Raw genomic sequence first — 23,305 nt, forward strand, 5'->3', positions numbered from 1 at the left:
CGACACTTCCTGACCACTCAGCAGCGCAGCGCTCCTCAGGCGGCGTCGGCCGTGTCAGCCGTGTCGGCCGCGTCCGCCCCGCGGAACGTCGCCCGGTACGCGCGCGGCGTCGTCCCGAGCACCCGCGTGAAGTGGTGCCGCAGCACGGCGGCCGACCCGAACCCGGCCTGCCCGGCGACGGCGTCGAGCCCGAGGCCGGTCACCTCGAGCAGGTGCTGGGCCCGCAGGAGGCGCTGCCTCGTCAGCCAGGCGGCCGGCGTCGTGCCCAGCTCGGCCTTGAACCGGCGGGCGAAGGTGCGCTGCGACATGTGGGCCCGCGCGGCGAGGGCCTCGACGGTCTGCTCCTCGCCGAGGTGCGCGAGCATCCAGTCGGTGAGGGGAGTCAGCGAGGCGTCGGCCTCCTTCGGCAGCGGCGTCTCGATGAACTGGCTCTGGCCGGCGACGCGGTGCGCGGGCACGACCATGCGGCGGGCGACGACGTTCGCGGCGGCGGCCCCGGCGACACGACGGACGAAGTGCAGGCACGCGTCGATGCCGGCGGCGGTGCCGGCGCTCGTGATGACCTTCCTGTCCTCGACGAAGAGCACGTCGGGGTCGACGGTCGTGCCGGGGTGCTCGCGCTGCAGCCGCTCGGCGTACATCCAGTGGGTGGTGGCGCGACGGCCCTCGAGGATCCCGGCGTCGGCGAGCACGAAGGCGCCGCTGCAGACGCTGATCAGCCAGGCGCCGCGGGCCTCGGCGGCCACGAGCAGGTCGCGCACCGCCGGCGAGAGCGTGCCGTCGGCCCCGTAGCTTCCGAGCGCCGGGACGCAGACCACGTCGGCGTCGGCCGCCGCCTCGAGGCCGTCGGGGACGGTGATGCCGAAGCCCTGGTTCGTGGCCACGACGCCCGGGCGCTCGGTGACGACGCGGTGCTCGAACGACGGGCCGCCGTCGGCGCTGCGGTCGAGGCCGAAGACCTCGCAGAGCACGCCGAACTCGAAAGGGGCGACGCCGTCGGCGACGAGGGTGACGACCTTCATGCGGTCCACGGTGCCTCCCGGCATCTGGCAGTGCTGACGTGTTCGTTGGCGATCCTGCCACTGGTCGAGGCCAGCGTCCACTCGTAGGTTCGGGGGCATGTCGTCCATCCCGCCCGCGCCCTCGTCCTCGTCTCCGACCGCCTCCTCGGCTGCCGTCGCGCGCCTCCTCGTCCCGCCCACCGACGTCGCCGCCCGCGCCCGGGAGGTCGCCGCAGCCCACGAAAGCCCTGCCCTGCTGGGCCACAGCGTGCGCTCGTGGGCGCTCGCCTCCGAGCTCGGCCGCAGCGAGTCCGTGCAGTTCGACGCCGAGCTGCTCTGGGTCGCGTCGCTGCTGCACGACCTCGGCCTCGTACCGTCGTTCGACGCGCACGCCGTCGACTTCGAGCACGCCGGGGGAGCCGTCGCCCGCGTCTTCGCCGCCGGAGCCGGCTGGCCCGAGGCTCGTCAGCGGCGCCTGGCCGAGGTGGTCGAGCGGCACATGTGGACGTCGGTCGACGTCGCGCTCGATCCCGAGGCGCACCTGCTCGAACGGGCGACCAGCCTCGACGTGAGCGGCACAGGAGGTGCGGACTGGGACGCGGCGTTCGTCGCCTCCCTGGTCGGGGCCGTCCCTCGGCTCGGCTTCGCCGCCGAGTTCGCCGCGGCGATCGGCGACCAGGCCGAGCGCAAGCCCAGCAGCCAGGCGGGCCGCACGGTGCGGGGCGGCATGCCCGGGCGCATCGCGGCGAACCCGCTCGACCGTCCGCTGAGCGCCTGAGCGCCTGAGCGCCTGAGCGGCGCCCGCGGTCGCGGCGGCCCGGCCGGCTCCGTCCCCGCGTGCCGCGGAATGCCCAGCCGCCGGTCACGGTTCATCCCGTAAGATCATGCACACGCATGAAACGCAGCGGATCGGAGCGCACCCCATGGCACACCCCCTCGAGTTCGGACTCGACACCTTCGGCGACGTCACCGAGCGTCCGGCCGGCGTCGACGGCGCCGGCGAGCTCGTCTCGCACGCCCAGTCGATCCGCGACCTCGTCGAGCAGGCCGTGCTCGCCGACCAGGTCGGCCTCGACTTCATCGGCGTCGGCGAGCACCACCGCGTCGACTTCGCGGTGAGCGCGCCCGAGGTCGTCCTCGCGGCGATCGCGGCCCGCACCGAGAGGATCCGTCTGGGCTCGGCCGTGACGGTCCTCAGCTCGGACGACCCCGTCCGCGTCTACGAGCGCTTCGCGACGGTCGACGCGCTGTCGAACGGGCGTGCCGAGGTCATCCTCGGGCGTGGCTCGTTCACCGAGTCGTTCCCGCTCTTCGGCCTGGACCTGCAGGACTACGAGGTGCTCTTCGAGGAGAAGATCCAGCTCTTCGCCGAGCTCCTCAAGGACGAGCCCGTCACCTGGCAGGGCACCAAGCGCGGCTCCCTCAGCGATCAGTGGGTCTACCCGCGTCCCGAGAGCGGCACGCTGAAGACCTGGGTCGGCGTCGGCGGATCGCCGCAGTCGGTCATCCGTGCAGCCCACTACGGCCTGCCCCTCTTCCTCGCGATCATCGGCGGCCAGCCCGCCCAGTTCGCGCCCTACGCGGACCTCTACCGCCGTGCCCTCGGCGAGTTCGGCAAGGAGTCGCAGCCCATCGCGATGCACTCGCCCGGCTTCGTGCTCGAGACCGACGCCGAGGCGAAGGAGGTGCTGTTCCCGTACCAGGAGGCGCAGACGAACCAGCTCGGCAGCGAGCGCGGCTGGCCGCCCTACTCGCGCGCGCAGTACGAGCAGAGCGCGGGCCCGCAGGGCGCCCTCTACGTCGGCTCGCCCGAGACGGTGGCCGCGAAGATCGCGCAGAACATGGCGCTGCTCGGGGCCACGCGCTTCGACATGCGCTACAGCATGGGCCGCCTGCCGCACGCGGAGATGATGCGCAGCATCGAGCTGTACGGCACGAAGGTGGTGCCGCTGGTCCGCGAGATGCTGGCCTAGCGGACCCGCGCCTCCTCGGACCCTGCGCCCGGCCCCGTCGCACCTCGCACGCGGCCGGGCGCTCTGCTGCCCGCCCGGTCTCGACCCCGTGGCCGCGGATGCCGACCGTCAGGCCTCGACATGGCGTTCTACGACCGGAAATGCCACTATTGCGGGCTCCCCGGTCGGCATTCGCAGTCCGCGCTGTGCCTAGGGCGCCGAGAGCGACGAGGAGGCGGCGGTCGCGTCGGGCGTCTCGCACACGTCGCCGGAGACCCCCACGGCGCCCACGGCTCCGACCCGCAGGAAGTCGAGGGCCGCGGCCGCAGGCGTGCCTTCGGCGGCGGTGTACGCGACGATCGCGAGCTCGCTGCCCGGCACGGTGAACACGTCGCAGTCGAGCTCGAGCGGGCCGACCAGAGGGTGGTCCATCACCTTGCGCGAGGACTCGTGCACGCCGACCGCGCCCCGGGCCCAGAGCTCGGCGAACGCCGGCTCGGAGGCGAGCAGCCCGTCGACGAGCGCGCGCAGGCGGGGGTCGGTCGGGTGGTCGACGAGCGCCCGGCGCAGGTCGGAGACGAGGGCGGCCCGGAAGCGGGCGCCGCCCGACCCGTCGAGGTGACGGGTCCGCACCGCCGTGTCCGCGCCTCCTGCGCTCGTCCGTGTCCTGTCCTCCGCCGCGGCGGCAGCCGGGTCGGCCTCGCGACGGGCGTCGCGGAACGCCCGGACGACGATGTTCCGCTCGCCCGCCGGCCAGCCCTCGGGGTCGCCGAGCAGGCGCCCCCAGAGCGGGCTCCAGGTGAGCAGGTCCCAGGAGGCGCTGAAGACCGCGACGGGAGTCTCGCGCAGCCGTGCCACGAGCCGTTGCACGCCCGGGGGGATGTGCCGTGACACGACGGCCGACGTCGGGGGCAGCAGGCCCGCGCTGCGGAACAGGTGGTCGCGCTCGGCGTCGTCGAGCTGCAGGGCGCGGGCGAGAGCGGTGGCGACCTGGTCGGACGGGTGCCGGGCGCGGCCCTGCTCGAGCCGGACGACGTAGTCGACCGAGAGCCCAGCGAGGGCGGCGAGCTCCTCGCGGCGGAGGCCGACGGCGCGACGCGGGCCCCCGGCGGGCAGGCCGGCGTCGGAGGGGGCGAGGCGGGCGCGCCAGGTCTTCAGCAGCCAGCCGAGCTGGTCGTCCTGTGCAGGCATGCGCTCATCCTCTCCTCCCCAGGGAGGTGCTGCCTGGTACTGGCAGTCCTCCTGCCGGGGCGGGCCACGCGCGCGTCGGCGGCGGCGCGCAGACTCGACCCATGACCACGACACTCATCACCGGATCCAACAAGGGCCTCGGGCTCGAGACCGCCCGCCGCCTGCTGGCCGAGGGCCACACCGTCTGGATGGCGGCGCGTGACGCGTCGCGCGGGCAGCAGGCCGCCGACGAGCTCGGCGCGCGCTTCGTGCAGCTCGACGTCACCGACGACGCCTCGGTCGCCGCGGCCGCCGAGCTCGTCGGGGCCGCGGGCGGGCTCGACGTCCTCGTCAACAACGCGGGCATCACGGGGTCGCACGCCGACCCCGCCGACCTGACGGGCGCCGACGCGCTGCTCGTCCTCGACACCAACGTCGCCGGCATCGTCCGCACGACGCACGCGTTCCTCCCCCTGCTCCGCGCGTCCTCGGCGCCCGCCATCGTCAACGTGACGAGCGGGCTCGGCTCGTTCACCGCGGTGCACGACCCCGACCGCATCGAGTCGACCGTGGTGGCGCCGCTCTACACGGCGTCGAAGTCGGCCGTGACGATGCTCACCGTCCAGTACGCCAAGGCGCTGCCGGGCATCCGGGTCAACGCGGCCGACCCCGGCTACACGGCGACCGACCTCAACGGCAACAGCGGCCACCAGACCGTCACCGAGGGCACCGACGCGATCGTCGAGCTGGCGACGCAGGGGGCGGACGGGCCCACGGGCACGTTCATCGACCGCAGCGGCGTCGCGCCGTTCTAGGCGGTCGCGGGGCAGATCGGCTGGTTGCCACCGCCCGGGCGCTCGGCTCTCGGCGGCGTGCCGGGGCCCGTGCCTCGGGCCCGACCGCCCAGGCTTCGCCTTCGAGCTCGGTCGAGCTCGGTCGAGCTCGGCGGGACGGTCGGTGCGGGAGCCCCTCGCTTCGGCGCTAGCGCGAGCCTGCGTCGGTGGCCTGAGTCGTGTCCGAGGCCGACTGCTGCTGCTGCGGCTGCGGCGCGGCGGACTCGCCCGCGTCGCGGTGCGGCAGGGTGCCCCCGAAGAGGGTCGCGGCGGCGATGCCGAGCACGACGACCCCGAGCTGAGTGCGTGCGATCGTGCTGGCCATGGGGCGTCCTCCCGGTCGGGGCGCCTCGTGACGCCCGCGTCCGATCCAAGCCGCCCCGCGCCTCCCGCACGACCCCCAGAGCGAGCGCCCCTCGCTCGGGGCGCAGCCCAGGCGCGCCGCGGCTCAGCCCCGGTCGCTCCGCGCCAGCGCCCCGAGCTGCTCGTTGTAGGCGGTCAGCTCGGCGTCGCCGTCGCGGTCGGCCTGGCGGTCCTTGCGCTTGGCTTCGCGGCCGTCGCTGCGGCTCCACATGATCGCGACGATGATCGCCATCGTGACGGTCGGGATCTCGCCGACGCTCCAGGCGATGCCGCCGGCGGCGTACTGGTCCTGCATCGGGGTCGGCCCCCAGGTGCGTCCCATGGCGCCGTACCAGTCGGCCAGGAACAACCCGGTCGCCGTCATGATGCCGATGCCGAAGAACGCGTGGAACCCCATGGTCGCCAGCAGCACGACGAGCCGCATCGGGTACGGCAGGCGCCCCTTGACGGGGTCGATGCCGATCATCGACTGCACGAAGAGGTACCCGACGATCAGGAAGTGCACGATCATCCAGTAATGGCCGAGGTGCGTCGTCGTCGCCCAGCTGAAGAGCGACGTGTAGTAGAAGACGAAGAGCGACCCGGCGAAGAGCACGGCGGCGACGATCGGGTTGCTGATCACGTGCGCGTAGCCCGAGTGCACGAGGATCATGATCCACTCGCGCGGTCCCCGGGTGCCGTCGGTCCGCTTGCGGATGGCGCGCAGGGCGAGCGTGGCCGGCGCACCCGGCACCAGCAGCAGCGGGATCACCATGCCGAGCACCATGTGCGACAGCATGTGCGCGCTGAAGAGGTACGGCTCGTAGACGTTCGGGGCGCCGCTCGTCACGTAGAAGAGCACGAGCAGCCCGGCGACCCACGAGGCCGTGCGGCCGAGCGACCAGCTGTCGCCGCGACGGCGAAGGCGCACGACGCCCGCGATGTAGAAGAAGATCCCGAAGGCGCAGACGAGGGCCCAGAGCAGGTCGACGTTCCACTCCGTCAGGTAGCGGATCGGTGTGAGCTCCCGCGGCAGCGCCTCCTCCGTGAGGATCTCGGCGGGGGTCGGGGCGGCGAGGTCGCTGGCCGCCACCTCCTCGACCGGGGTCGCGGTGCGGGCGAGCGCGGACGCGACGCCGGAGGCCAGCCCCATGAAGGCCAGCTCGGCCGTGACGAACCACCAGAAGAACCGGGCTGTCCTGGCCGGCTGCGTCTCCATGCGCCTGACCAGGTACTGCCGCTGCACGACGCCGAACAGCCCGAGCGCGACCAGGGCGAAGGTCTTCACCAGCACGAGCACGCCGTAGCCCGTCGACAGCGCCGCCCAGTCGCCGATGCGCAGCGCCGCACTGCCGACGCCCGAGACGGCCACGACGACGAAGCAGATGATCGCGAGGGTCGAGTACCGCGCCAGCACGACGCCGATGCGGCCCTTCTCGAGCGTGCTCCGCAGCAGCACGAGCGCGACGAGCCCGCCGAGCCAGACGGAGGCGCCCTCGAGGTGCAGCGCGAGGTCGGTGACGGCCGCGTCGTGGCCGCTCGAGCCCGCGGCGTGACCCTGCTGGGCCAGGGGGATGAGCCCGCCGCCCGCGAGCACGGTGAGGGCGACGAGGGCCCAGATGTTCCGCAGCACGAAGCTGAGCACGGTGACCGCCGCCGCGATCAGGGTCGTGATGAGCCAGGCGCGGCCCAGCTCGGTGTCGGTGAGGAAGAACGCGAGCGTCCGGCCGAACTGCTCGTCCAGGGTGACGGGCACGTTGGCGACGCTGAGGAACGTGAAGAAGCTGGTGGCGGCAGAGGCGACGGTCCAGAACCCGGCCGCGCCGGCGGCGATGTCCATGGCTCGCTCGAACTCGGGCCGGTCGCGCGACAGGGCGAAGCAGGTGAGGAACAGCGTGCCGATCGTGACGGCAGCGCCGATGTTGCCCAGCATCTTGGCCATCGGCAGTCCGTAGCGCACGACCTGCCCGGGGTCGACGACGAGCGGCGCGTCGGCGGCGCCGCCGAACTTCAGGGCGGCGACGAGGGCCGCGAACGCGACGACCACGAGCAGTGCGGGCCCGGCCGTGCGGGAGAGTCTGGGCATCGGTCCCATGCTAGGTCGCCCCGACTGGGAGCGGGAGCGGTCCGCTCGCCGCCGAGCGACCTCGTCCTCATTCAGGAAGATCGCTCCTGAGTCGCGCAACGGGGGGAGGCGGAGTCCTGATCCGTGCACAGTTCAGGCACCGCGGCTCGCAACTTCCTGATCCGTGCAGATGGTCAGCGGTCCGGCCGCACGGGCCCGGGAACGCGAGAGAGGGCGGCGACCGAAGTCGCCGCCCTCTCCCGGGTGCTTCGTGAGAAGCGGAGGACTACTTGACCGCAGCCTTGAGCTTGCTGCCGGCGCTGACCTTGACCGAGTCGCTCGCGGCGATCTCGAGGGCCTCGCCCGTCTGCGGGTTGCGACCCGTGCGAGCGGCGCGGTGCGTCTTCTCGAAGGCGATCCATCCGGGGATGGTGACCTTCGTGCCGTCGGCGACCGACTTCGACACGACGGAGAAGAAAGCGTCGACGACGCCGCTGACGGCGGCCTGGCTCTGGCCGGACTCGGAAGCGACAGCTGCGACGAGCTCGGTGCGGTTCAGTGACTTGTCAGCCATGTGGTGTCCTCCTCGGACTTCGTTCGGTGAGACATGGCACGGCGTTCACCGTGCCTGTTCGGATCAGGCGGCAGGGCCGAGGGCCCTCCGCCCGTGTAGCTCAGCCCCGGGGCCTGGGCCCCGGACTGTCCAGCTCAGACCCGGGGCCGAGGCCCCGGGAAACGGCTCGAACCTACCAGGAAGACTTCGTGATGCCCGGAAGCTCACCACGGTGTGCCATGTCGCGGAAGCGCACGCGGCTGATGCCGTACTCCTTGAGGTGGCCGCGGGGGCGACCGTCGATCGCGTCGCGGTTGCGGAGGCGGACCGGCGACGCGTCGCGCGGCAGCTTCTGCAGGCCGAGACGAGCGGCCTCGCGGCTCTCGTCGGTGCCGGCCGGGTCGACCAGGGCCTTCTTCAGCTCGAGGCGCTTCTCGGCGTAGCGCGCGACGATGACGGCGCGCTGGTCGTTCTTGGCGATCTTGCTCTTCTTGGCCATGCTTAGCGCTCCTCGCGGAATTCGACGTGCTTGCGGATGACCGGGTCGTACTTCTTGAGAACCAGGCGGTCGGGGTTGTTGCGACGGTTCTTCTTGGTCACGTACGTGAAACCGGTGCCCGCCGTCGAGCGGAGCTTGATGATGGGACGGACGTCCTGCTGACGAGCCATTAGATCTTCTCCCCACGAGCGAGCAGGTCCTTGACGACCGACTCGATGCCACGAGCGTCGATGACCTTGATGCCCTTGGCGCTGAGCTGGAGGGTCACCTTCCGGCGCAGCGACGGCACGTAGTACGTCTTCTTCTGGATGTTCGGGTCGAAACGGCGCTTGGTGCGTCGGTGCGAGTGCGAGATGTTGTGGCCGAAACCAGGAATGGCTCCGGTCACCTGGCAGGTTGCTGCCATGATTTCCTCCGTAGGTACCGTAGGAGCTCGCCGTCCGGGGACGACCGACTCCTACCCAAGGTCACTTGTCGGCGCGCGTCGCCCCGCTCGGTCCGCATGACGGGCCGTGGTGCTCGGGGGTCGGTGCACATGGGCGCAGAGAGCGCCCAACCAAAGGAAGAGCTTACGCGACACGCCCGACCCGGGTCAACTACGGGCCTGGTGGGCAGAGGAGGCCAGGGCGCAGCGAGCACCGAGCCCAGGAGGCGCGGCGCACCGAGCCCAGGAGGCGCGGCTCAGCCAGCAGCGCCGCCGCGCGTCACGGCAGGGTCGCGTCCCGCGGCCTTCTCGGCCGTGCACGCCGCGCAGGTGCCGAACACGTCGACGATGTGCTGGGCCTCGGTGAAGCCGTGCTGGGCGGCGATCTGGCGGGCCCAGGTCTCGACCGCGTCGGCCTCGATCTCGACCGTGGTGCCGCAGGTGCGGCAGATGAGGTGGTGGTGGTGCGTGCCCGGGGTGCAGGCCCGGTAGAGGCTCTCGCCTTCTTGCTGCAGCGAGTCGGCGGCGCCGTCGGTGGCGAGGTCCGCGAGCGCGCGGTAGACGGTGGCGAGCCCGATCGGCGACCCCGTCTCGCGGAGCTGCCCGTGCAGCGACTGGGCGCTGACGAATCCCTCGCTGCGGCCCAGCGCCTCGCGCACGGCCTCGCGCTGCCACGTGTTCCGCTTGGCTACCACTGCGCACCTCCGTGCATCGCTCGTGCAGGACCGACCACGTCAGGCCGCCTTCGTCGTCGTCGAGGGTACCGGCGCGGCCTGGGGGCGACCGGTGCCGCCTCCTCGGCCTGTCCGCCCGCCTCCTCGGCTCTCACGCCGCCCGCCGACGATGCGGCAGACGAGCCAGATGAGGAACGAGATGGTCGTGACGTACGGGCTGATCGGCAGGCCGCCGCCGAGCGCCAGCAGGATGCCGCCCACCACGGACACGACGGCGAACACGACGCTGAGCACGGGCACGAGGCGCGGGTCGACGGTGAGCCGCAGGGCCGCCGCCGCCGGGGTGACCAGCAGAGCGAGCACGAGCAGGGCGCCCACGATCTGCACCGAGACCGCCACCGCGAGGCCGAGCACGAGCATGAAGACGAGGCCGAGCGCCCGCACCGGGATGCCCGCCGCCGCCGCGACGTCGGGGTCGACGCTCGCGAAGGTCAGCGGTCGCCAGATCACGAGCAGCACCACGATCACGACGGCCGAGATGGCGATGAGCCAGCCCAACTGCGGGTTGTCGACCGACACGATCTGACCGGTGAGCAGGCCGAACTTGTTCGCCGACCGCCCGCGGTACAGGGCGAGGAACAGGATGCCGAGGCCGAGCCCGGCGGGCATGAGCACCGCGATGATCGAGTTCCGCTCGCGCGCCCGCGAGCCGAGCAGGCCGATCAGCAGGGCGGCGACGACGCTGCCGACGACGGAGCCGCCCACGACGTTCGCGCCGATGAGCAGGGCCGCCGAGGCCCCGGCGAACGAGAGCTCGCTGATCCCGTGCACGGCGAACGGCAGGTTGCGGGTGATGACGAACGGCCCGATCAGGCCGCCGACGAGGCCGAGCACGGCGCCCGCGATGATCGAGTTGCGCACCAGGACGACGAGCTCGCCGAAGTCCTGGAACGAGAACAGCTGGGTCCAGAGGTCGGTCACCGCACGAGTCCTTCGTCGTCGTCGTGCTCGTCGGCGTGGTGGTCGTCGTGGCCCTGGCCGCCGACGATGACGATGCGCCCCATGGTGCGCACCACGTCGACGGGCGTGCCGTAGAGCTCGCTGAGCACGGGCGCCTGCAGCACCTCGTCGGGGGTGCCGACGCGGAACTTCCCGCCGGCGAGGTAGAGCACCCGGTCGACGACGTCGAGGATCGGGTTCACGTCGTGGGTCACGAACACGACGGCCGCCCCGCGTGCGCGTCGCTGGCGGTCGATCAGCTCCGTGACCCCGCGCTGGTGCCGCAGGTCGAGCGAGATCAGGGGCTCGTCGCAGAGCAGCAGGGCGGGCTCGGCCGCGAGGGCCTGGCCCACGCGGGCGCGCTGCTGCTCGCCGCCCGACAGGCTGGCCACGGGGGCCGAGGCGAACGAGGAGGCGCCCACCTCGTCGACGAGGGCGTCGATCGTCGCGCGCTCGGCGGCCGACTCGCGGCGCAGGCCCCAGCGGTGCCCGGTGACGCCGAGGGCGATCATGTCGCGGGTCCGCAGCGGGGTGCCCGCCTCCATGAGGCGCTGCTGCGGCACGTACCCGATGCGGCGGTGGCCGCGGCCGACCGGCCTGCCGAGGAACTCGAGGGTGCCCTCGGTGAGCTGCTGCTGGCCGAGCACGGCGCGCAGCAGCGTGGTCTTGCCCGCGCCGTTGGGCCCGAGCACGGCGAGGAACTCGCCGGGGGCCACGTCGAGGTCGAGCCCCGACCAGAGCGTGCGGTCGCCGAACGAGACGCCCGCGCCGCGCAGGCGCAGCACGGCGTCGCCGCCGCCCCCGGCCGAGGAGGCGCGGTGGGCGGCGGCGACGGAGGTGTCGGTCGTGCCGGGGGTCACTTGTCGAGCGCCGCCGTGATCGCGTCGATGTTGCTCTGCTGCCACGAGACGTAATCATCCCCTGTCGGGAGCAGCTCCGTGACCGGGACGATCGCGACGCCGGCGTCGGTGGCCGCCTTCTCGACCTGTTCGGTCTCGGGGCTGGAGGTCTGCTCGTTGTAGGCGAGCAGGTCGACCGTGCCGTCCGAGAACAGCTGCAGGGTCTCGTTCAGGGCGGCGGGAGACACGTCGTCGCCCTCCTCGATCGCCTCGGAGAAGTCGGACGGGGTCACGTTCACGAGGCCCATCGCGTCGAAGAGGTACCCGGGCACCGGCTCGGTGTAGGCGACCGACTCGCCGTCGTGGGCGGTCTTGATCTCTGCGGCCTGCGCCTCCAGGTCGGCGATCTGCTCGCCGAACGAGGCGGCGTTCGCGGTGAACGTGTCGGCCTGCGCAGGGTCGACCGCGCCGAGCTCGTCGGCGATCGCGGTGGCGAGGGCCGCCATCGAGGGGAGGCTGTAGAAGACGTGCTCGTTGAACTCGCCGTGGTCGTGCCCGTGGTCGTCGGCCTCGGCCGTCTCGTCGGCGTGCGCCTCGCCCGACTCGTCGGCGTGGGCCTCGTCGCCGTGCTCGTCGGCGTCGAGGCCGCTCACCTCGACGGCGTCGATCACGGCCGCGTCCGATCCGCTGGCGTCGAGCAGCGTGTGCATGAACTCGTCGTAGCCGCCGCCGTTCTGGATCACGACGTCGGCCCGCGAGACGGCGAGCTGCGTGCGGGCGTCGGCCTCGTACGAGTGCGGGTCCTGCGAGGGGTCGCTGATGACGCTGGTGACGTCGACCGCGTCGCCGCCGACCGTCTTCGCGATGTCGCCGTAGACGTTCGTGGACGCGACCACGGCGATCGCGCCTCCGTCGCCCGAGGAGGATCCGGCGCCGGAGCCGCCGCCACCGTCGCCCGAGGCGCAGCCGCTCAGCACGAGCACGGCGGCGGCGGGCAGGGCGAGCAGCGACAGGGTGCGCGGTGTCTTCATGCCGCCACGCTATTGCTACTGATAATGATTGTCAAAACAGGCTGCCGCGACGGGCGGAGCCGAGGAGGCGCCCGCTCAGTCGAGCAGCAGCGCCGGCTCCTCGAGCACGCTCGCCACGTCGGCCACGAACCGGCTCGCCACGTCGCCGTCGACGACGCGGTGGTCGAAGCTCGCGCCGATCGTCGTCACCATGCGCGACCGCACCTCGCCGTCGACGACCCACGGCTTCGCCTTGATCGTGCCGAGGGCGACGATGGCCACCTCGCCCGGGTTGAGGATCGGCGTGCCGGTGTCCATGCCGAAGACGCCGATGTTGGTGATCGTGATGGTGCCGTCGCGCATGTCGGCGGGGCTCGTCTTGCCGTCGCGGGCGGTGAGGGTCAGCTGCTCGAGCGCCTGGGCGAGCTCGAGCAGGCTCATCGACTGCGCCTCCTTGACGTTCGGCACGATCAGGCCGCGGGGCGTCGCCGCGGCGATGCCGAGGTTGACGAAGTGGTGCACGAGGATCTCGCGGTCGGTCCAGGCCGAGTTCACCATCGGGTTGCGGCGCACGGCCCAGATGATGGCCTTGGCCATGATCAGCAGCGGCGAGACCTTGACGCCCGCGAACTGCGGCGAGGCCTTGAGGCGCTTGACGAACTCCATCGTGCGGGTCGCGTCGACGTCGACGAAGAGGCTGACGTGCGGCGCGGTGAAGGCGGACGACGTCATGGCGGCGGCGATCGCCTTGCGGACGCCCTTGACGGGGATGCGCTCGACGCGCTCCTCGCTCCACTCGGGGGTCTCGATGTTCCGGAACACGCTCGCCTGCTGCGCGTGGCGGATGACGTCGTCGCGCGTGACCTCGCCCGCGAGGCCGGTCGGCTGCACGGTCGCGAGGTCGACCTCCAGGTCCTTCGCGAGCTTGCGGATCGGCGGCTTCGCGATGATCGGCAGTGCGAGCGCGGCGGGCACCGAGGTCGTCGGCCGGCGGCGGGCCTGCTCGGCCACGCGCAGCTGGCGCGCGTCGACCTCGCCCTGCGACGGCTTGCGGCGACGGGTCTGGCCGTGGCCGCCCGCGGCGCCGTAGCCCACGAGCACGGCGCCCGAGCCGGAGTCGGCCGACGAACCCGACACCGACGGCGCCGAGGTCGACGGAGCCGTCGGCGCGGCGGACTGCACGGAGCCCGTGCTGCCGGACGCGGCCACCTCGTCGGCCGAGGGCGCAGGAGGTGCGGGCGGGGCAGCAGGGGCGGGCGCGGACTGGCGAGCGCGCTGCTCGGAGAGCGCCGCCTCCTCCTGCGCGATGATCTGGGCGGTGCGGGCCAGCGCGCCCGACTCGCCGGACGCGGCCTCGGCGGCCCGGTCGGACGGCGTGGCCGGCCCGGTGCCGTCGGCGATGGTGATGATCGGCGTGCCGACGTCGACGGTCTCGCCGCTGGCGACGAGCACGCTCTCGACGACGCCCGCGTAGGGCGAGGGCAGCTCGACGAGCGACTTGGCGGTCTCGATCTCGACCAGCACCTGGTTGATCTGGACGGTGTCGCCGGGGGCGACCTTCCACTCGACGATCTCGGCCTCGGTCAGGCCCTCGCCGACGTCGGGAAGGGAGAACTCACTGGTCACGGAGGTGTTCCTCTCAGTACGCGAGAGCGCGGTCGACGGCCTCGAGCACGCGGTCCGCGTCGGGCAGGTAGAGGGTCTCGAGCTTGGCGGGCGGGAAGGGCGTGTCGAACCCGCTCACGCGCAGCACCGGGGCCTCGAGCGAGTAGAACGCCTTCTCGGCGACCGTCGCGGCGATCTCGGAGCCGACGCTGACGAAGCCGGGGGCCTCCTGGGCGACGACGAGGCGGCCGGTCTTGCGGACCGACTCGAGGATCGGCGCCCAGTCGATCGGCGACAGCGACCGCAGGTCGACGACCTCGGCCGAGATCCCCTCGGCGGCCGCGATCTCGGCGGCCTGCAACAGCACGCTGACCATGGCGCCGTGGCCGAGCAGGGTGACCTCGGTGCCCGTGCGGACGACGCGGCTGGCGTGCAGCGGAGCGTGCGGCTCGGCGAGGTCGACCTCGCCCTTGGGCCAGTAGCGGCTCTTGGGCTCGAAGAACATGACCGGGTCGTTCGACGCGATCGCCTCCTGGATCATCCAGTAGGCGTCGTGCGGCGTGCTCGGGCTGACGACGCGCAGGCCGGCCGTGTGCGCGAAGTAGGCCTCGGGGCTCTCCTGGTGGTGCTCGACGGCACCGATGTGCCCGCCGTAGGGCACCCGGATGACGACGGGCATCGTGACCGAGCCCTCGTGGCGGTTGGTCATCTTGGCGAGCTGCGACACGATCTGGTCGAAGCCCGGGTAGATGAACCCGTCGAACTGGATCTCGACGACAGGGCGGAAGCCGGCCATCGCGAGGCCGATCGCGCTGCCGACGATGCCCGACTCGGCGAGGGGCGTGTCGATGACCCTGTTCTCGCCGAACTCGGCCTGCAGCCCCTCGGTGACGCGGAAGACGCCGCCGAGCGTGCCGATGTCCTCGCCCATGAGCAGCACGCGCGGGTCGTCGGCCATGGCGCGGCGGAGGCCGGCGTTGATCGCCTTGCCGAGCGGCATGGTCTCGAGGGAGGCGCGGGTCGGCTCGTCGACGCCGGCGCTGCCCTGCGGACCGGCGGCCGGTGCGGCGGCAGCGGTGGTGGTCGTCACGTCGCTCATGCGCGTCCTCCTGCGGAGTCGGAGCCGGCGTCGCCGCCGAGGCCCTGTTCGTAGTGGGTGAGCCACTCGTGCTGCTCGCGCATGACGGGGTGCGGCTCGCTGTAGACGTGCTCGAACATCAGCGACGGGTCGGGCGCGGGCAGCGACGTCGTGCGGGTGCGGACGTCGTGGCCCAGGTCGTCGCCCTCGGCCTCGAGCCCGGCGAAGAACGCGTCGCCCTCGCCGCGCGACCGGAGGAACGCCGCGAAGCGGTCGATCGGGTCGCGGGCGATCCAGCCTTGCAGCTCGTCGTCGGTGCGGTACTTGCTCGGGTCGTCGGACGAGGTGTGCGCGCCGATGCGGTACGTCATCGCCTCGATGAACCGGGGGCCGGAGCCCGAGCGCGCGGCGTCGAGGTCGCGGCGGCTGACGGCGTAGCTCGCGAGCACGTCGTTGCCGTCGATCTGGGTCGCGGGCAGGCCGAAGCCCGCGGCGCGGTCGACGAGCGGCGTGCGCGACTGGCGCGAGACCGGCACGCTGATCGCCCACTGGTTGTTCTGCAGGAAGAACAGCTCGGGCGTCTGGAAGCTGGTCGCGAAGACCATCGCCTCGCTGACGTCGCCCTGGCTGGTCGCGCCGTCGCCGAAGAAGGTGACGACGGCCTGGTCGACCTCGGGGTCGCCCGTGCCGCTCTTGCCGTCGAGGCCGAGGCCCATCGCGTAGCCCGTGGCGTGCAGCGTCTGCGAGCCGATCACGAGCGTGTACACGTGGAAGTTCTGGTGCTCGGCGGGCACCCAGCCGCCGTGGGTGTGGCCGCGCAGCAGGCGCAGGATGTCGACCGGGTCGACGCCGCGGGCGAGGGCGACCGCGTGCTCGCGGTACGACGGGAACAGGTGGTCCTGCGGGCGGGTGGCGTGCGCCAGGCCGACCTGGGCGCCCTCCTGGCCGTGGCTCGGCACCCACAGGGCGAGCTGGCCCTGGCGGGCGAGGGCGGCGGCCTCGCGGTCGAAGCGACGCGTCAGCACCATGTCGCGGTGCATCGCGCGCAGCTGGTCGTCGCTCAGCGCGTCGACCCAGGGCAGGAACTCGGCCGTGTCGTCGGTGCGGACCAGCTCGCCGGCGGGCGTCAGCAGCTGGACCGTGCCGGGGCGCCGGCTCGTTTCGCTCGGGGACATGCGCACCAACCTACTAGGGCACGCATGCCCTCACACGGATGTGTTCCCCAGCACTTCCTGCGCCGCCCGCAGCACCCGCTCGACCGACTCCGGCTCGCCGATCGTGACGCGGAGGCCCTCGGGCGCGAACGCCCGGACGACCAGCCCGTGGGTCTCGAACACCTCGGCCGCGTGGGCCGTGTGCTCGCCGGTCGGCAGCCAGACGAAGTTGCCCTGGGCGAGCGGCGGCTCCCAGCCCTGGTCGACGAGGGCGCGCCAGACCTGGTCGCGCAGGACCGCGATCCGGTCCACCCGCGCGAGCAGCTCCTCCTCGTGTGCCAGCGACGCCAGCGCGGCGGCCTGGCCCTGCGCGGTCACGGCCAGCGGGATCGCCGTCGAGCGCGCGGCGTCGAGCACCGAGGAGGCGCCGATCGCGTACCCGACGCGGAGCGCCGCCAGGCCGTGCGCCTTCGAGAACGTGCGCAGCACGACGAGGTTCGGGTGCCGCTCGGTGAGCGACGGGCCGTCGACGGCGTGCTCGTCGGTGACGAACTCGGCGTAGGCCTCGTCGAGCACGACCAGGAGGTCGTCGGGGACGGCCGACATGAACTGCTCGAACTCGGTCGTCGTGACGACCGTGCCGGTGGGGTTGTTGGGCGAGCAGACGATCACCAGGCGGGTGCGCTCGCCGACGGCCGCGGCCATCGCGGCGAGGTCGTGGCTGCCGTCCTCGCGGAGGGGCACCTGCACACTGGTCGCGCCGCTGACGGTGACCAGCCCGGGGTAGGCCTCGAACGAGCGCCAGGCGTAGACGACCTCGTCGCCCGGGGCCGCGGCGGCGAGCACGAGCTGCTGCAGCAGCGAGACGCTGCCGGCGCCCACGTGCACCTCGTCGGTGGTGACGCCGAACTTGTCGGCGAGGGCGGCGCGCAGGCCCGCGGCCGTCGCGTCGGGGTAGCGGTTGACCGCGACGGCGTCGCGGAGCGCGTCGACGACGGCGGGCAGCGGCTCGAACGGGTTCTCGTTCGACGACAGCTTGAACGCGTCGGGGGCGGCCTGCTCCCCCTGGCGGTAGGCGGGCAGGGCGGCGATCTCGGGACGGAGCCTGACGGGAGCGTTCACCCGGCCACCTTAGGGCGGCATGATGGACCCATGCGATTCCTCGTGCGGCTGCTGATCAACGCCCTCGCCCTCTGGGCGACCACGTTCGTCGTCGGGGGAGTGCGCGTGGACGCCTACGGCGACGGCGGCACGACCGAGACCGTGCTGACCTACCTGCTCGTCGCGCTCATCTTCGGCATCGTCAACGGGGTCGTCGGCACGGTCATCCGCGTCGTGGCGTTCCCCCTCTACGTGCTGACCCTCGGGCTGCTCTCGCTGATCGTCAACGGGCTGCTCCTCGGCATCGTCGCCTGGATCTCGGGGCAGATCGGCTTCGGCCTCGTCGTCGACGGCTTCTGGTGGGGCGTGCTCGGCGCGCTCGTCCTCGCGGTCGTCGCCTGGCTGATCGGGATCGTGATCCGCCCGATCGTCGAGCCGAGCGACCGCCGGCGGTGAGCCGCCTCAGCGTCGTCTTCGTCTGCACCGGCAACATCTGCCGGTCGCCTATGGCCGAGGTGGTCCTGCGCGAGGTCGCCCGCCGGGCCGGCCATGCCGACTCGCTCGACGTGTCGTCGTCGGGTACGGGCGACTGGCACGTCGGCGAGGGGGCCGATCCGCGCACCGTCGAGGCGCTGCGGGCCCGTGGCTACGATGGCTCCCGGCACCGCGCCTCCCAGTTCTCGACCGCCGACTTCGCTCGTCACGACCTCGTGGTCGCGCTCGACCGGGGGCACGAACGTGTGCTCCGGGCGTGGGCCGAGAACGAGTCGGACCGCTCGAAGGTGCAGCTGCTCATGTCGTTCGACCCCCGGGGCGCGGCGCAGGGCGGCTCCGACGTGCCCGACCCCTACTACTCGGACCCGGCCATGTTCGACGACGTGCTCGCCATGGTCGAGCGAGCCTGCACCGCCCTCTTCCGCCAGATCGAACCCGCACTCCGCAAGGGACCCTCATGACGTTGCCCCCTCAGCCCCTCAGCCCGCTCGACGGCCGCTACCGCGCCTCCGTGGGGCAGCTCGGCGACCACCTCAGCGAGGCGGGCCTGAACCGCGCCCGCGTGCACGTCGAGGTCGAGTGGCTGATCGCCCAGACCGACCGCGGCGCGTTCGGCGCCGAGGCGCTCACGGCCGACCAGAAGGAGGCTCTGCGAGCGGTCGTCACCGACTTCGGGCAGCCCGCGATCGACGAGCTCGCCGGGCTCGAGGCCACGACCCGTCACGACGTCAAGGCGGTCGAGTACTGGGTCCGCGCCCGCCTGTCCGAGCTGGGCCTCGACCCGATCGCCGAGCTCACGCACTTCGCCTGCACGAGCGAGGACATCAACAACCTCTCGTACGCGGTGACCGTCAAGGCCGCCGTCGCCGAGGTCTGGCTGCCGGCGCTCGACGCCGTCGTCGACGCCCTGTCGACCTGGGCCACGGACGCCCGCGACGTGCCGATGCTCGCGCACACGCACGGCCAGCCCGCGACCCCGACGACCGTCGGCAAGGAGTTCGCGGTCTTCGTGCACCGCCTCCAGCGCCTCCGTGCCCAGGTGGCCGGCACCGAGTACCTCGGCAAGTTCAGCGGCGCCACCGGCACGTTCTCGGCGCACGTCGTCGCCGACCCGTCGGCCGACTGGCCCGAGATCTCGCGGTCCTTCGTCGAGGACGCCCTGGGCCTCAGCTGGAACCCGCTCACGACCCAGATCGAGTCGCACGACTGGCAGGCCGAGCTCTACTCGCGCATCGCCCACGTCAACCGCGTGCTGCACAACCTCGCGACCGACATCTGGTCGTACATCTCGATGGGCTACTTCACGCAGATCCCGCAGGCGGGCGCCACCGGGTCGTCGACGATGCCGCACAAGATCAACCCGATCAAGTTCGAGAACGCCGAGGCCAACCTCGAGCTCTCGTGTGCCCTGCTCGACTCGCTCGCGGCGACCCTGGTCACCTCACGCCAGCAGCGCGACCTCACCGACTCGTCGGCCCAGCGCAACATCGGCGTCGCCCTCGGCCACTCGGTGCTCGCGCTCGACAACCTGCGTCGCGGGCTCGGCGAGATCGCCGTCGGCACCGCTGCCCTCGAGGCCGACCTCGACGGCAACTGGGAGGTGCTCGGCGAGGCGATCCAGACGGTGATCCGTGCCGAGGTCGTCGCCGGGCGCTCGTCGATCGCCGACCCCTACGCGATGCTCAAGGAGCTCACCCGGGGCAAGCGCGTCTCGCAGGCCGACCTCGTCGCCTTCGTCGAGGGGCTCGACATCGGCGCCGACGCGAAGGCCCGCCTCGTGGCGCTCACCCCCGCGACCTACACGGGCCTCGCCTCGGACCTCGTCGGCCGCCTGAGCTAGCCGCGGCGCGCGCGACAGGCCGCGCGCAGGTCGCGCCGCGCCGCGGGCTGCGGGATGCGTGCAGGTCGCGCGGCGCCGCGCCGCGGGCAGCACGCAGAGCGCCGGACGCGGCGGGCCGGGCGCGGAGCGCCGCGATCCCCGCCCGTCGCGACGCGATGGTCCCTCGCGAACCCGCCCGCTCCCTGTCGCTCTCAAATTTGAGAGTGATCCGGCAGTCGGCGGGCCGCGTGCCCACCGTTCCCGCGAGCCGTCGCGCGGCTCGCTCGCGCTTTGGGATCACTATCCGCAACGGCCTCGGACCGCGCCGCGTGCGGGCGAGCAAGGCGCGAGTGATCCGCGCGTACGGGAGCCGGATACGCAGGATCCCGGCGGCCCTGAGACGAATCCCTCTCAAATTACGAGGTGAGGGCAGCGAGGCGCCGGGTCGGGCGGAGCAGCGGGCCCGGGTCAGTGGCCCTTGGGGCGGTCCGACTCGTCGATCTCGTGGCGCTCGTCCTCGTTGGGCTTCGCCGCGAGGGCCAGCATCGCGATCACGACCAGGGCGACGATGAAGGCGATGCAGAGGAAGATGAGCGCGAGCTCGAGCTCACGGGTGGTCATCAGCACGACGAGTCCGACGAAGACGGCGAACACGCCGCTGAGGCCCAGGAACTCGGCGGGACGGACGCGCTCGCGCCAGCTGGGTGTGGTCATGCGTGCTGTCCCTCGTCCGATGTCGGGTCGATGCTGCTGTCAGTGGTCGTGCTCGTGCGGCGGCCGGCCGGCCCCGCGTCGGTCCGTCCTGCGGCGTCGTGTCCTGCGGTGCTGTGGCCCGCGCCGCCGTGTCCTGCGGCGTCGTGTCCTGCGGCGCCGTGACCCGCGTCCGTCTGCCACCGCAGCGACAGCCCGGCGATAACCAGGAACACCCCGACGACCGCCGCCCAGGCGCCGAGGACCCCCACCAGCACCGTGGACGAGGTGAGCTCGCCCTCGATCTGCTCGACGCCACCGAGCGGCTGGGCGTAGTCGAGCGGCACCACCAGGAACACGACGCCCAGCGCCAGCGTGAGCACCCCGACGCTGATCCAGTCGCGGGCGAGCGGCGAGCGGCCGCGGCGACGCAGGCCGGCGACGAGCTCGAGGGCCCCGGCGACGAGCGCCCAGCCCGACACGAGCGCGACGAAGAACGCGAGCCCGGCCGAGGAGGCGGCGAGGGCGACCGCACCGGCGACGACGGTCGTCACGCCCTGGACGACCTGCAGCGTGCGGCTGCTGCGATCGTCGAGGCGCAGCAGCACGCCGACGGCGAGCAGCAGCCCGCCCACCAGGGCGGCGACGCCGAACGACACGAGCCCGACGAACGGCGAGTGGTCACGCGAGAAGGTCACGACGGCGGCCGTCACGAGGAGGGGCACCGCACGCACCAGGGGCACGGGCCAGTACGACGAGGAAGCCGCCGAGGAGCCAGCCGAGGAGGCGCGGCCCCGGTCGGCCGTGTCGCCGCCGGACGGCACGGGGGGCACGGAGGCAGACGGCACGGTACTTCTTCCTGGGCGGGGCGGACCCGACGAGTTTACCGCCCCCTCCTGGCAGGTCCCGCGCGGGACGGCGAGGGTCGCTCGCCGTCGAGCGAGGGCCGTCAGCGAGAACGACAGCGAAGGCCGCGACGAGGCCCGCGAGAACGCCCGCGACGACGCCCGCTGCCTCCCGCGCGCGCCCGCGCGCGCGCCCGCGCGCGCGTCCGCGCCCCCGCCCGCGCGACCGTCCGGTCCACCTGTGCATCCGCCCGGCATCGCTGTGCATCGCCGCGTGCGCTGGCGCTGACCCCGACCGTGCCCCTAGCGTCAGAGGCATCTGGGGCGCACCGCTCACCTCCACGGCTGGGAAGTCGACACACCCGCGGGAGCTCCATGTCCGTCATCGCACCCCCCACCGGCGCCTCCGGCCCGGTCTCGTCCGGCTTCCGGCCGACCGTCGCCGGTCGTGCCAGCAAGCCGACCAGCACCTACTCGGCCCTGCTCGCCAGCGTGCGCGAGGCGGGCCTGCTCCGCCGCCGCACCGGCTTCTACGTCACGGTCTTCGTCATCCTCGTGGCCTGCCTCGGCGGCGCCGCGACCGGCTTCGTCCTGCTCGGCTCCAGCTGGTTCCAGCTGCTCATCGCCGCGGCCCTCGGCGTCATCCTCACGCAGTTCGCGTTCCTCACCCACGAGGCCGCGCACCGCCAGGTCTTCGACTCGGGCACGCGCAACGACAAGGTCGGCCGCGTGCTCGCCGCCGGCGTCGTCGGCATGAGCTACGCGTGGTGGATGTCGAAGCACACCCGGCACCACGCCAACCCGAACACCAAGGGCAAAGATCCGGACATCGCGTTCGACACGGTCTCGTTCCTCGAGGAGGACGCGGCGAAGCAGACCGGCCTCATGAAGCACCTGACGCGTCGTCAGGGGTACTTCTTCTTCCCGCTGCTGCTCGGCGAGGGCGTCAACCTGCACGTGCACTCGTTCAAGGTGCTGCTCACGAAGGAGAAGATCGAGGGCCGAGCGCTCGAGATCACGCTGATCGCCACGCGCATGGTGCTCTACTTCGGCGCCGTCTTCTTCTTCCTGCCCGTCGGGATGGCCTTCGCCTTCATCGGCGTGCAGATGGCCGTCTTCGGCCTCTACATGGGCTCGTCGTTCGCGCCGAACCACAAGGGAATGCCGATCATCCCCGAGGGCGCCAAGGTCGACTTCCTCAGCAAGCAGGTGCTCACCTCGCGCAACATCACGGGTCGCTTCTCGACCGCGTTCATGGGCGGCCTGAACTACCAGATCGAGCACCACCTCTTCCCGAGCATGGCGAGGCCGCACCTGCGTGCCGCGTCGAAGCTGGTCAAGGCGCACTGCGCCGCGCACGAGATCCCCTACCAGGAGACGACGGCCGTCAAGTCGTACGGCATCGTCATCCGCTACCTGAACCGCGTCGGCCTCGCCGCGGGCGGCGACCCCTTCGACTGCCCGGCAGCGGCACAGCTCCGCCCCCGCTGAGCGGCGTCCGGTCCTGAGAGTGACGGCGCCTGTCCCCTCGGGGGCAGGCGCCGTCGCGCTGTCCGGCTCGGAAGCTAGCCCTGCGGCGTCGGCCAGGCCTCGAGCTGCCAGCCGAGCCACGGGCTGAACGCGAACGGCGTCGCGGCGACCGCGTCGCGCAGCGCCGCGGGGTCGGTCCAGGCCCATTCGGCCACCTCGTCCGGAGACGGGTCGGGCACGCCCACCGCGCGGGCGGTGAACACCGGGCAGATCTCGTTCTCGACCACGCCGGAGGCGTCGGTCGCGAGGTACCGGAAGTCCGGCAGCACGCTGGTCACGTCGGTGACCTCGATGCCGAGCTCCTGCGACGCGCGCCGGGCCACCGCCTCCTCGGGGGTCTCGCCCGGTGCGGGGTGGCCGCAGAAGGAGTTGGTCCAGACGCCGGGCCAGGTCTTCTTCGAGAGGGCGCGGCGGGTGACGAGCACGCGGCCGCGGTCGTCGAGCACGTGGCAGCTGAAGGCGAGGTGCAGCGGCGTCGTCGCCGTGTGCACCGTGGCCTTGAGGTGCGTGCCGCAGGGCTCGCCAGCCTCGTCGAGCAGTACCACGAGCTCGTCGCCGCCGCCCGCGACGGGGCTGCGGAGCGCCTGGGGATGCACGGAGGTCTCGGGTGTCATGAGAGGTAGTCTG

The 23,305-nt window shown here is 72.6% G+C and carries 26 protein-coding genes; 7 read left to right on the forward strand and 19 right to left on the reverse strand.

From position 1 onward, the window contains the following. Positions 1 to 35: 35 nt before the first annotated feature. Positions 36 to 1,022, reverse strand: coding sequence for a GlxA family transcriptional regulator (locus EDF18_RS14230; protein WP_123548597.1), 987 nt, complete (start codon positions 1,020 to 1,022; stop codon positions 36 to 38). Between the two features lie 97 nt (positions 1,023 to 1,119). Here EDF18_RS14230 and EDF18_RS14235 point away from each other — a divergent pair, with 97 nt between their 5' ends. Next, entirely contained in the window at positions 1,120 to 1,779 is a 660-nt protein-coding gene (locus tag EDF18_RS14235) for an HD domain-containing protein (RefSeq protein ID WP_123548484.1), read from the forward strand. Between the two features lie 145 nt (positions 1,780 to 1,924). After that, complete coding sequence (locus tag EDF18_RS14240) at positions 1,925 to 2,974, forward strand: LLM class flavin-dependent oxidoreductase (RefSeq protein WP_123548485.1); 1,050 nt, start codon at positions 1,925 to 1,927, stop codon at positions 2,972 to 2,974. A gap of 189 nt (positions 2,975 to 3,163) precedes the next feature. Here EDF18_RS14240 and EDF18_RS14245 read toward each other — a convergent pair whose 3' ends face one another. Beyond that, on the reverse strand, positions 3,164 to 4,144 hold the full coding sequence (locus tag EDF18_RS14245; RefSeq protein ID WP_123548486.1) for a helix-turn-helix transcriptional regulator: 981 nt from the start codon (positions 4,142 to 4,144) through the stop codon (positions 3,164 to 3,166). A 101-nt stretch (positions 4,145 to 4,245) separates the two neighbouring features. Between EDF18_RS14245 and EDF18_RS14250 the strand changes: the two genes are divergently transcribed. Beyond that, positions 4,246 to 4,938: an SDR family NAD(P)-dependent oxidoreductase gene (locus EDF18_RS14250; protein ID WP_123548487.1), complete on the forward strand. Its 693-nt coding sequence runs from the start codon at positions 4,246 to 4,248 to the stop codon at positions 4,936 to 4,938. 166 nt (positions 4,939 to 5,104) lie between these two features. Here the strand turns inward: EDF18_RS14250 and EDF18_RS16410 are convergent, their stop codons facing one another. The 14 genes from EDF18_RS16410 to EDF18_RS14315 all read right to left on the reverse strand — a co-directional run bounded on the left by EDF18_RS16410 (position 5,105) and on the right by EDF18_RS14315 (position 17,320). Further along, positions 5,105 to 5,281 (reverse strand): hypothetical protein, encoded by a 177-nt coding sequence (locus EDF18_RS16410; protein ID WP_158614695.1) that lies wholly within the window; start codon positions 5,279 to 5,281, stop codon positions 5,105 to 5,107. 123 nt (positions 5,282 to 5,404) lie between these two features. Further along, positions 5,405 to 7,384, reverse strand: a complete 1,980-nt coding sequence (locus EDF18_RS14255) for a cytochrome c oxidase assembly protein (protein WP_123548598.1) — start codon at positions 7,382 to 7,384, stop codon at positions 5,405 to 5,407. 265 nt (positions 7,385 to 7,649) lie between these two features. Next, positions 7,650 to 7,937, reverse strand: coding sequence for an HU family DNA-binding protein (locus EDF18_RS14260; protein ID WP_043595940.1), 288 nt, complete (start codon positions 7,935 to 7,937; stop codon positions 7,650 to 7,652). A gap of 172 nt (positions 7,938 to 8,109) precedes the next feature. Then, the gene (gene rpsN, locus EDF18_RS14265; protein ID WP_056058637.1) at positions 8,110 to 8,415 is read right to left on the reverse strand and encodes a 30S ribosomal protein S14; all 306 of its coding nucleotides are present in this window, start codon (positions 8,413 to 8,415) and stop codon (positions 8,110 to 8,112) included. 2 nt (positions 8,416 to 8,417) lie between these two features. Beyond that, positions 8,418 to 8,585: a 50S ribosomal protein L33 gene (rpmG, locus tag EDF18_RS14270; protein ID WP_043595944.1), complete on the reverse strand. Its 168-nt coding sequence runs from the start codon at positions 8,583 to 8,585 to the stop codon at positions 8,418 to 8,420. Beyond that, complete coding sequence (gene rpmB, locus EDF18_RS14275) at positions 8,585 to 8,821, reverse strand: 50S ribosomal protein L28 (protein WP_123548488.1); 237 nt, start codon at positions 8,819 to 8,821, stop codon at positions 8,585 to 8,587. The genes rpmG and rpmB overlap by 1 nt, the downstream gene beginning before the upstream one ends. Positions 8,822 to 9,096: 275 nt before the next feature. After that, entirely contained in the window at positions 9,097 to 9,534 is a 438-nt protein-coding gene (locus tag EDF18_RS14280) for a Fur family transcriptional regulator (protein ID WP_123548489.1), read from the reverse strand. Positions 9,535 to 9,573: 39 nt separating this feature from the next. Then, positions 9,574 to 10,494, reverse strand: coding sequence for a metal ABC transporter permease (locus tag EDF18_RS14285; RefSeq protein ID WP_123548490.1), 921 nt, complete (start codon positions 10,492 to 10,494; stop codon positions 9,574 to 9,576). Beyond that, positions 10,491 to 11,294, reverse strand: a complete 804-nt coding sequence (locus EDF18_RS14290) for a metal ABC transporter ATP-binding protein (protein WP_197980844.1) — start codon at positions 11,292 to 11,294, stop codon at positions 10,491 to 10,493. The genes EDF18_RS14285 and EDF18_RS14290 overlap by 4 nt, the downstream gene beginning before the upstream one ends. Before the next feature lie 74 nt (positions 11,295 to 11,368). Next, complete coding sequence (locus EDF18_RS14295; protein WP_123548492.1) at positions 11,369 to 12,382, reverse strand: metal ABC transporter solute-binding protein, Zn/Mn family; 1,014 nt, start codon at positions 12,380 to 12,382, stop codon at positions 11,369 to 11,371. A gap of 75 nt (positions 12,383 to 12,457) precedes the next feature. Further along, positions 12,458 to 13,987, reverse strand: a complete 1,530-nt coding sequence (locus EDF18_RS14300; protein ID WP_123548493.1) for a dihydrolipoamide acetyltransferase family protein — start codon at positions 13,985 to 13,987, stop codon at positions 12,458 to 12,460. 13 nt (positions 13,988 to 14,000) lie between these two features. Beyond that, positions 14,001 to 14,966 (reverse strand): alpha-ketoacid dehydrogenase subunit beta, encoded by a 966-nt coding sequence (locus tag EDF18_RS14305; protein WP_123548599.1) that lies wholly within the window; start codon positions 14,964 to 14,966, stop codon positions 14,001 to 14,003. A 95-nt stretch (positions 14,967 to 15,061) separates the two neighbouring features. Continuing rightward, on the reverse strand, positions 15,062 to 16,219 hold the full coding sequence (locus tag EDF18_RS14310) for a thiamine pyrophosphate-dependent dehydrogenase E1 component subunit alpha (RefSeq protein ID WP_123548494.1): 1,158 nt from the start codon (positions 16,217 to 16,219) through the stop codon (positions 15,062 to 15,064). A gap of 30 nt (positions 16,220 to 16,249) precedes the next feature. Beyond that, positions 16,250 to 17,320 (reverse strand): histidinol-phosphate transaminase, encoded by a 1,071-nt coding sequence (locus EDF18_RS14315; RefSeq protein WP_123548495.1) that lies wholly within the window; start codon positions 17,318 to 17,320, stop codon positions 16,250 to 16,252. 30 nt (positions 17,321 to 17,350) lie between these two features. Between EDF18_RS14315 and EDF18_RS14320 the strand changes: the two genes are divergently transcribed. The 3 genes from EDF18_RS14320 to purB are packed head-to-tail and all read left to right on the forward strand — an operon-like array spanning position 17,351 to position 19,634. Then, on the forward strand, positions 17,351 to 17,755 hold the full coding sequence (locus tag EDF18_RS14320; protein WP_123548496.1) for a phage holin family protein: 405 nt from the start codon (positions 17,351 to 17,353) through the stop codon (positions 17,753 to 17,755). Positions 17,756 to 17,805: 50 nt separating this feature from the next. Next, entirely contained in the window at positions 17,806 to 18,255 is a 450-nt protein-coding gene (locus EDF18_RS14325; protein WP_123548600.1) for a low molecular weight protein-tyrosine-phosphatase, read from the forward strand. Further along, on the forward strand, positions 18,252 to 19,634 hold the full coding sequence (gene purB / locus EDF18_RS14330) for an adenylosuccinate lyase (protein WP_123548497.1): 1,383 nt from the start codon (positions 18,252 to 18,254) through the stop codon (positions 19,632 to 19,634). The genes EDF18_RS14325 and purB overlap by 4 nt, the downstream gene beginning before the upstream one ends. A gap of 447 nt (positions 19,635 to 20,081) precedes the next feature. On the opposite strand, the gene EDF18_RS14335 is transcribed toward purB, so the two are convergent. Both EDF18_RS14335 and EDF18_RS14340 read right to left on the reverse strand, forming a co-directional pair. Then, positions 20,082 to 20,327, reverse strand: coding sequence for a hypothetical protein (locus EDF18_RS14335; RefSeq protein WP_123548498.1), 246 nt, complete (start codon positions 20,325 to 20,327; stop codon positions 20,082 to 20,084). Beyond that, positions 20,324 to 21,151 (reverse strand): DUF308 domain-containing protein, encoded by an 828-nt coding sequence (locus EDF18_RS14340; protein ID WP_233569183.1) that lies wholly within the window; start codon positions 21,149 to 21,151, stop codon positions 20,324 to 20,326. Before EDF18_RS14340 ends, EDF18_RS14335 begins: the two co-directional genes overlap by 4 nt. Before the next feature lie 372 nt (positions 21,152 to 21,523). On the opposite strand from EDF18_RS14340, the gene EDF18_RS14345 reads away from it, so the two are divergent. Next, the gene (locus tag EDF18_RS14345) at positions 21,524 to 22,639 is read left to right on the forward strand and encodes an acyl-CoA desaturase (protein ID WP_123548500.1); all 1,116 of its coding nucleotides are present in this window, start codon (positions 21,524 to 21,526) and stop codon (positions 22,637 to 22,639) included. Between the two features lie 74 nt (positions 22,640 to 22,713). Here EDF18_RS14345 and idi read toward each other — a convergent pair whose 3' ends face one another. Further along, positions 22,714 to 23,292, reverse strand: coding sequence for an isopentenyl-diphosphate Delta-isomerase (gene idi, locus EDF18_RS14350; RefSeq protein ID WP_123548501.1), 579 nt, complete (start codon positions 23,290 to 23,292; stop codon positions 22,714 to 22,716). Positions 23,293 to 23,305 lie beyond the last annotated feature (13 nt).

The organism is Frigoribacterium sp. PhB107 (assembly GCF_003751515.1).
Taxonomy (GTDB): Bacteria; Actinomycetota; Actinomycetes; order Actinomycetales; family Microbacteriaceae; genus Frigoribacterium.